General features: G+C 37.0%; 13 protein-coding genes. All 13 read right to left on the reverse strand.

Annotated elements, in window-relative coordinates; all coding sequences use genetic code 11:
* A partial coding sequence (gene rplQ / locus VMW81_05480; GenBank protein ID HUU50387.1) for a 50S ribosomal protein L17 occupies positions 1-388 on the reverse strand: 388 nt, incomplete at its 3' end.
* 25 nt (positions 389-413) lie between these two features.
* Positions 414-1,418 carry a DNA-directed RNA polymerase subunit alpha gene (locus tag VMW81_05485; protein ID HUU50388.1) on the reverse strand — a complete coding sequence of 335 codons (1,005 nt, stop codon included), beginning with the start codon at positions 1,416-1,418 and terminating at the stop codon, positions 414-416.
* 25 nt (positions 1,419-1,443) lie between these two features.
* Positions 1,444-2,070, reverse strand: a complete 627-nt coding sequence (rpsD, locus tag VMW81_05490; GenBank protein HUU50389.1) for a 30S ribosomal protein S4 — start codon at positions 2,068-2,070, stop codon at positions 1,444-1,446.
* A 44-nt stretch (positions 2,071-2,114) separates the two neighbouring features.
* Positions 2,115-2,516: a 30S ribosomal protein S11 gene (gene rpsK, locus VMW81_05495; GenBank protein HUU50390.1), complete on the reverse strand. Its 402-nt coding sequence runs from the start codon at positions 2,514-2,516 to the stop codon at positions 2,115-2,117.
* Positions 2,517-2,525: 9 nt separating this feature from the next.
* Entirely contained in the window at positions 2,526-2,897 is a 372-nt protein-coding gene (gene rpsM / locus VMW81_05500) for a 30S ribosomal protein S13 (GenBank protein ID HUU50391.1), read from the reverse strand.
* A gap of 27 nt (positions 2,898-2,924) precedes the next feature.
* The gene (gene rpmJ, locus VMW81_05505; protein HUU50392.1) at positions 2,925-3,038 is read right to left on the reverse strand and encodes a 50S ribosomal protein L36; all 114 of its coding nucleotides are present in this window, start codon (positions 3,036-3,038) and stop codon (positions 2,925-2,927) included.
* A gap of 34 nt (positions 3,039-3,072) precedes the next feature.
* Entirely contained in the window at positions 3,073-3,291 is a 219-nt protein-coding gene (infA, locus tag VMW81_05510) for a translation initiation factor IF-1 (GenBank protein ID HUU50393.1), read from the reverse strand.
* A gap of 11 nt (positions 3,292-3,302) precedes the next feature.
* Positions 3,303-4,049: a type I methionyl aminopeptidase gene (gene map, locus VMW81_05515; protein ID HUU50394.1), complete on the reverse strand. Its 747-nt coding sequence runs from the start codon at positions 4,047-4,049 to the stop codon at positions 3,303-3,305.
* Positions 4,050-4,724, reverse strand: coding sequence for an adenylate kinase (locus VMW81_05520; GenBank protein ID HUU50395.1), 675 nt, complete (start codon positions 4,722-4,724; stop codon positions 4,050-4,052). It lies immediately after the preceding gene.
* A gap of 18 nt (positions 4,725-4,742) precedes the next feature.
* Positions 4,743-6,053 carry a preprotein translocase subunit SecY gene (gene secY, locus VMW81_05525; GenBank protein ID HUU50396.1) on the reverse strand — a complete coding sequence of 437 codons (1,311 nt, stop codon included), beginning with the start codon at positions 6,051-6,053 and terminating at the stop codon, positions 4,743-4,745.
* Positions 6,043-6,495 carry a 50S ribosomal protein L15 gene (rplO, locus tag VMW81_05530; GenBank protein HUU50397.1) on the reverse strand — a complete coding sequence of 151 codons (453 nt, stop codon included), beginning with the start codon at positions 6,493-6,495 and terminating at the stop codon, positions 6,043-6,045. The genes secY and rplO overlap by 11 nt, the downstream gene beginning before the upstream one ends.
* A 23-nt stretch (positions 6,496-6,518) precedes the next feature.
* The gene (rpmD, locus tag VMW81_05535) at positions 6,519-6,701 is read right to left on the reverse strand and encodes a 50S ribosomal protein L30 (GenBank protein ID HUU50398.1); all 183 of its coding nucleotides are present in this window, start codon (positions 6,699-6,701) and stop codon (positions 6,519-6,521) included.
* A gap of 11 nt (positions 6,702-6,712) precedes the next feature.
* A partial coding sequence (rpsE, locus tag VMW81_05540; GenBank protein ID HUU50399.1) for a 30S ribosomal protein S5 occupies positions 6,713-6,996 on the reverse strand: 284 nt, incomplete at its 5' end.

Here is a 6,996-nt window from a genome sequence, read left to right on the forward strand (position 1 = left end):
CTTCTTTCTTCTTTTTTGGCTCTACTTTTACATCAGTATCAACCAACTCTATTATCGCCATTTCTGCATTATCACCTACCCGTGGCCCTATTTTAAAAATCCTGGTATAACCCCCATTTCTATTGGCATATCTCTCTTTTAGGGTTGAAAAAAGCTTAGCAACTGCCTGCTTGCTTTTTACAAAATCTAATGCCTTACGTCGCGAATTTAGCTTCCCTTCTTTGCCCAAAGTTATCATCTTATCAATATATCTCCGCGATTCTTTTGCCTTGGCAACTGTTGTTGCGATTCTTTCATGAATCAAGACGGCGGTTACTAAATTCCTCATTAAAGCCTTTCTATGGGTTGAAGTTCTATTCAGTTTTCTCCCCGATTTTAAATGGCGCATTTCTTACATCCTTTTTGGATTAATACTATTTCTTTTTTTCTTTTTTCTCTTCTTGTGCTAGGTCAATACCTTCTAACTTCATCCCCAGAGAAAGCCCCATTCCTGATAAGATCTCTTTAATCTCATTTAGAGACTTTCTGCCAAAATTTCGTGTTTTTAACATTTCCATCTCGGTTTTTTGAACCAAATCAGAAATGGTTTTTATATCAGCATTCTTGAGACAGTTAGCCGACCGAACCGAAAGCTCTAGTTCTTCAACGCTTCTCTTTAAATTTGCAACCATCCTGAGTTTTTCTTCATCTACCTCAGGAACTTCTGGTTCTGGTTCTTCTTCGAAATTAATAAATATTTGAGCATGATCTTTTAACATTTTAGCAGCATGAGCTATTGCATCCTCTGGTTTTACTGATCCCTTTGTAGTAACTTCAAGAATTAATTTATCGTAATCTGTAGAATGACCAACTCTTGTATTTTCAACGGCAAAATTTACCTTTTTTATAGGAGAGAATATAGCATCAATGGGGATCAACTGGATATCTTGATTCTCTTCAACATTCCTTTCTGCAGGCGAGTATCCCCTGCCCCATTTTACAATCATATCCATATTCAAGTTACCCTCTTCATTTAAAGTCGCGATATGCAAATCAGGGTTCAATATTTCCACATCTGCATCGTGTTCAATATCCCCTGCTTTAACCTCTCCTTTTTTCTTTGCATGGAGACTTATTGTTTTGGGATGATCGACATTCAATTTTGTGATGATCTGCTTTACGTTAAGGATTATCTCCGAGACGTCCTCGAGTACTCCTGGTATTGTTGAAAATTCATGAAAAACACCATCAATTTTTACCGCTGTAATAGCGGAACCGCGTATAGATGATAATAAAGCCCGTCTAATGGCATGACCTATAGTAATACCAAATCCTCTTTCAAAAGGCTCTGCTGTAAATTTTCCGTATGTTTCTGTTAAAGCGTCTTTTTCAAATTCTAACCTCTTGGGCCGTTGAAAATCCTCCCAGAAGTTCTTCATAATGCCTCCTAGTATTTTATTGAATTTACTTAGAATATAATTCTACTATCAACTGCTCTTGAATAGGTATCGTTGTGTCTTCTCTGGTAGGAAGGCCTACAATTGTTCCTTTCATTTGTTTCTTATCTACTTCTATCCATTGGGGAAGCCCTCTTTGTTCAGCTCTTTCTAAAGCATTTTTGATCGGTTCAATATTGCGGCTCTTTTCCCCTACCTCAATAACATCCCCTATTTTCACCTGGTATGAAGGAATATTTACTTTATTGCCATTAATTGTAAAATGATTGTGTCTAACCAGCTGTCGAGCCTGACTTCTGGAATTTGCAAATCCCATAAGATAAGTTAAATTATCTAACCTACACTCTAACATTCTTAAAAGAATTTCACCCGTAATCCCTTTTTTCTTATCTGCCTTTTTAAAATAATTTCTAAATTGTTTTTCTAAAACCCCATAATAACGCTTTGCTTTTTGTTTCTCTCTAAGCTGAAGGGCATAGTCAGATAATTTCCCCCTTCTTTGTCCATGCTGTCCTGGTGCATAATGTTTCTTTTCAATTGCACATTTTTCACCTAAGCATTTCTCTCCTTTTAAAAACAACTTCATTCCTTCTCTTCTGCATAATCTACAAACAGAATCTCTATATCTTGCCAATTTTATACCCCCAAAAATAATAATTTTTTCTTTTTATAATATAGTTATACCCTTCTCCTTTTCGGCGGTCTGCAGCCATTATGAGGAATAGGCGTAACATCTTTAATCAAATCTATCTCTAAACCAACTGCTTGCAAGGAACGGATAGCGGCTTCTCTGCCAGCTCCTGGTCCTTTTATATAAACCTCTATTCTCTTAACTCCTTGATCCATAGCCTTTTTTGCAGCTCCTTCAGCAGCTACTTGAGCAGCAAAAGGGGTGCTTTTTCTCGATCCTTTAAAACCTTGATTCCCTGCACTTGACCAGGCAATAACATTCCCTAATGTATCGGTAATCGTTATAATCGTATTATTAAAGGTTGCTTGAATGTAAGCTATTCCATTTCCTATAGATTTCTTTTCCTTTTTCTTTCTCTTAGAAGTTGACTTCTTTTTTGGTTCCGCCATAATTCCCCCTTAAGACTTTCTTTTTGAACCTACAGTTCTTCTAGGACCCTTCCTGGTTCTCGAATTCGTTTTAGTTCTCTGCCCTCTCACTGGCAATCCCCTTCTGTGCCTTAAGCCTCGATATGATCCAATATCCATTAATCTCTTAATATCCATAGAGATATCTTTTCTCAGATCCCCCTCAAACTTATATTTCATCTGAATTATGTCTCTTAACTTGCTCACATCGGCATCAGCTAAATCTTTTGCTTTGGTATCAGGATTAATATTTGCCTCTTTTAGTATCTTATTTGAAGAAGTTCTTCCTATTCCATATATATAGGTTAAGGCTATTTCAATTCTTTTATCTTTTGGTATATCTACTCCTGCAATCCTTGGCAAATTTCTTCCTCCTATTTATTATTTAATTTATCCCTGTCTTTGCTTGTGCTTAGGATTACTACAGATAACCCTCACGACTCCCTTTCTCCGGACTATTTTACACTGTTTGCAAATGGCTTTTACTGAAGACCTTACCTTCATCAATCTACTCCTTTATGAAACTAAACAAATTTAGTTATTTATATCTATATATGATTCTCCCTCGACTCAAATCATAAGGGGATAACTCTACCTTTACTCTATCACCAGCTAATATCTTGATATAATGCATTCTCATTTTTCCAGAAATATGGGCTAACACCTTATGACCATTTTCTAACTCAACTCTAAACATAGCATTTGGAAGAGGTTCTGTGACAGTTCCTTCAACCTCTATAGCCTCTTCTTTAACCATAATAACCCCTTTTAAACCCGAGTTAAAATCTCAGAGCCATTCTTCGTTATTGCTATTGTATGCTCAAAATGTGCAGATAGTTTTCTATCGGATGTAACAACTGTCCAATTGTCCTCTAATACATCTACAGAACTCCCACCCATATTAACCATTGGTTCTATAGCCAAAACCATTCCTTCTTTTAATTTAGGGCCATGACCTGGAGGACCAAAATTAGGAATCTGTGGTGCCTCGTGTAATTTGGCTCCAATACCATGACCAACAAACGCTTTTACTACTGAAAAAGAGTTATTCTCAGCAACTGTCTGGATTGTATGGGAAATATCTGATAGATAATTTCCCTCTTTTGCCTTTTCAATTCCAAGATATAGCGCCTTCTCAGTTATTTCGAGGAGCTTTTTTGCTTGTTGAGATATCTTTTCAACTCCTATTGTTACAGCTGCGTCACCATAATATCCGTCATAAAAAACACCCAAATCTATACTGATGATATCTCCTTCTTTAAGCTCTCTCTTTGAAGGAATTCCATGGACAACCTCTTCATTAATTGAGGTACAAATTGTGTTAGGAAATCCTCTGTAACCTTTAAAAGCAGGCTCTGCTCCTTTTCCCTGAACATAATCTTCTGCCATTTTGTCAAGTTCTATGGTTTTTACCCCTGCTTTAATTTCTCTTATAAGATACTGGAGAGTTTCAGCAACTATCTTACTGCTTCGCCTCATCTTTTCTATCTCCCCAGACGACTTATAGATAATCATCTATTGCATTCCTGACAAAGAATTAGATATATTGTCAAAAATCTCTTCTATACCTCCTTTACCAGAAATATGCAGAAGCTTTCCCTTTTTCTCATAATATTCTACTAAGGGAGTTGTATTATTATAATAAACCTTTAATCTTTCCTCTATCACTTCTCTTTTATCATCTAACCTTTCAATTAATTCCCCTCCACATCTATCACAAACCCCTTTCTTTAAAGGAGGATGAAAATACAAATTAAACCCTGATCCACAATCTTTACATACTCTTCTTAGAGTAAGTCTCTTTACTATCTCTTCAAAATCCAAATCGATATATACAACCTTATCCAAATCTATACCTGCCTTCTTAAAAAACTTTTCCAAAGCCTCTGCCTGAGCTATTGTCCTTGGAAATCCATCCAATATAAATCCCTTTCTAAAATCTTCATCACTAAGTAAATCCTCTACTATATTGAATAGCAAATGATCAGGAACAAGGGCTCCTTTTTTCATATATTTTTTAACTTCTTCTCCCAAAGAAGTTTTTTTCTCTGACTGATTCCTTAAAACATCACCCATAGAAACCCATGGTATTTTAAATCTTTCAGACAGTTTTTTTGCCTGTGTCCCTTTTCCTGCCCCTGGGGGCCCAAAGAGGATCAGTCTCATACACACCATGCCTTTCCTTGGCATATAAAGTTCTTTCCTTTGTTACCCTCTTCTGCTCTTAATCCTCCCTTTTTTCATAAATCCTTCATAATGTCTCATAACAAGGTGCGACTCAATCTGGCTCATTGTATCCATGGCAACTCCCACTACAATCAAAAGGCCTGTTCCTCCAAAATAGAAGGGAACATTAAGATATCTAACCATATAGTCAGGAAGAATTACTATAAAACATAAATAAATCGCTCCTGCAAAAGTAAGTCGGGTAAGGGTCTTGTCTATAAATTCTGCTGTCTTCCTCCCAGGTCTTATACCAGGGACAAAACCACCATATTTCTTCATATTATCAGCAGTATCATCAGGATTAAAGATTATAGCAGTATAAAAATAACAGAAAAAGAATATAAGACCTGCACTGATTACAGTATAAATGAGGTATCCAGGCCTTAGACTATTAGAGATGGTCTGCATCCAGGCAATCCCCGCAAAGCTTGCTACAGTAGCTGGAAACATAATAATAGAAGATGCAAATATAGGAGGAATAACCCCTGAAGTATTTACCTTTAAAGGTAAATAGGTGCTCTGGCCACCATACATCCTTCTCCCTACAATCCTTTTCGCATATTGGATAGGTATCTTTCTATGACCTGATTCCATGAAAACAATAACTCCCACTACCACCACCATCATTGCAATCAGGACCAAAACCAATAAAGGTTGCATATCCCCTGTCCTTACTAATCTCAAAGTATTTGCAATCGCAGCAGGCATATTTGCCACAATGCCTGCGAAAATGATTAGAGATATGCCATTTCCAATGCCTCTTTCAGTAATTTGCTCTCCAAGCCACATGATAAAGGTTGTACCGGCTGTTAAAGTTATCATCGTCATCAAACGAAAATCCCAACCCGGTGAAGGAACAATGAGGGCTCCAGCAGGGCTCGTCATCCTCTCCAATCCAACGCTTATTCCAAAAGACTGGATAGCACAGAGTAGCACTGTCCCATATCGTGTATACTGAGTTATTTTTTTGTGCCCCTGTTCCCCTTCTTTTTTTAATTTATCTAAATAGGGGACAACAACTGTTAGAAGCTCCAAAATGATCGCAGCACTAATATAAGGCATAATCCCCAAGGCAAAAACTGACAATCTGCTTAAAGCTCCACCAGCAAACATATCAAAAAAGCCCAGCATTGTACCCTGTGCTCTTTCAAAAAATTCTTTTAGGGCAATACCATCTATGCCAGGAGTAGGCACATGCGTACCCACTCTATATACAGCTAAAAGAGCAAGTGTGATGAAAATACGTTTCCTTAACTCAGGAATCTTAAATATGTTTTGAAAACTATCTTTCATTTTTATCCATCAATATTTTTCCACCAGCTGCTTCAATTTTTTCTTTGGCAGATTTACTGAATTTTACAGCTTTGATCATTACTGGTTTGTCTATATCCCCATTCCCTAATATCTTAATACCATCTTTGACCTTCTTTATAATTTTCTTCTCTAATAACAATTCTGGAGTTATAGTCAGCCCTTCACCAAAAGATTTTAAGTGATTTAAATTTATTATTGAATATTCTTTCTTAAAAATATTCCTAAAACCTCTTTTAGGTAATCTTCTCTGGAGGGGCATTTGCCCTCCTTCAAACCATATAGGGAGATTTCCACCTGAACGGGACTTTTGCCCTTTATGACCTCTACAGCTTGTTTTTCCATGTCCAGAACCCGGTCCTCTCCCCACAATTTTTCTTCTTTTTCTCGATCCTCTGGAAGGCTTAAGTTCAGAAAGTTTCATAAATTAACCTCATTGGAATAGCTTTAAAGCTCTCTTACCTCAACTAAATGACTTACTTTATTTATCATTCCTCTTATTTCATTTGTATCAGCACGCTTAACCTTTCTGTTTACTTTTATTAAACCTAACCCCTTAAGAACTAACCTTTGTTTCTTAGGTCTCCCAATAGGGCTCTTTTTCAATGTGATCTCTAATTCCTTAGCCATTATCTAACCTTTTAAGATAGAAATTCTTCTACTTTCTTTCCCCTTATTTTTGCAACCTCCTCGGGGCTTCTTAACATCTTCAGTCCAGTCATAGTGGCCCTTATGAGATTATGTGGGTTATTGCTGCCGAGAGATTTCGTTAATATATCTTTTACTCCTACAACCTCCAAGACTGCTCTAGCAGGTCCTCCTGCAATGACTCCCGTTCCTCTCGAAGCCGGCTTTAACAAAATCTTCCCTGCCCCATAATGACCAATTACCTCATGCGGAATAGTATCTTTGCTTAGAGATACAT

It is taken from the genome of Nitrospinota bacterium, from assembly GCA_035528715.1.
Taxonomy (GTDB): domain Bacteria; phylum JADFOP01; class JADFOP01; order DATKYB01; family DATKYB01; genus DATKYB01.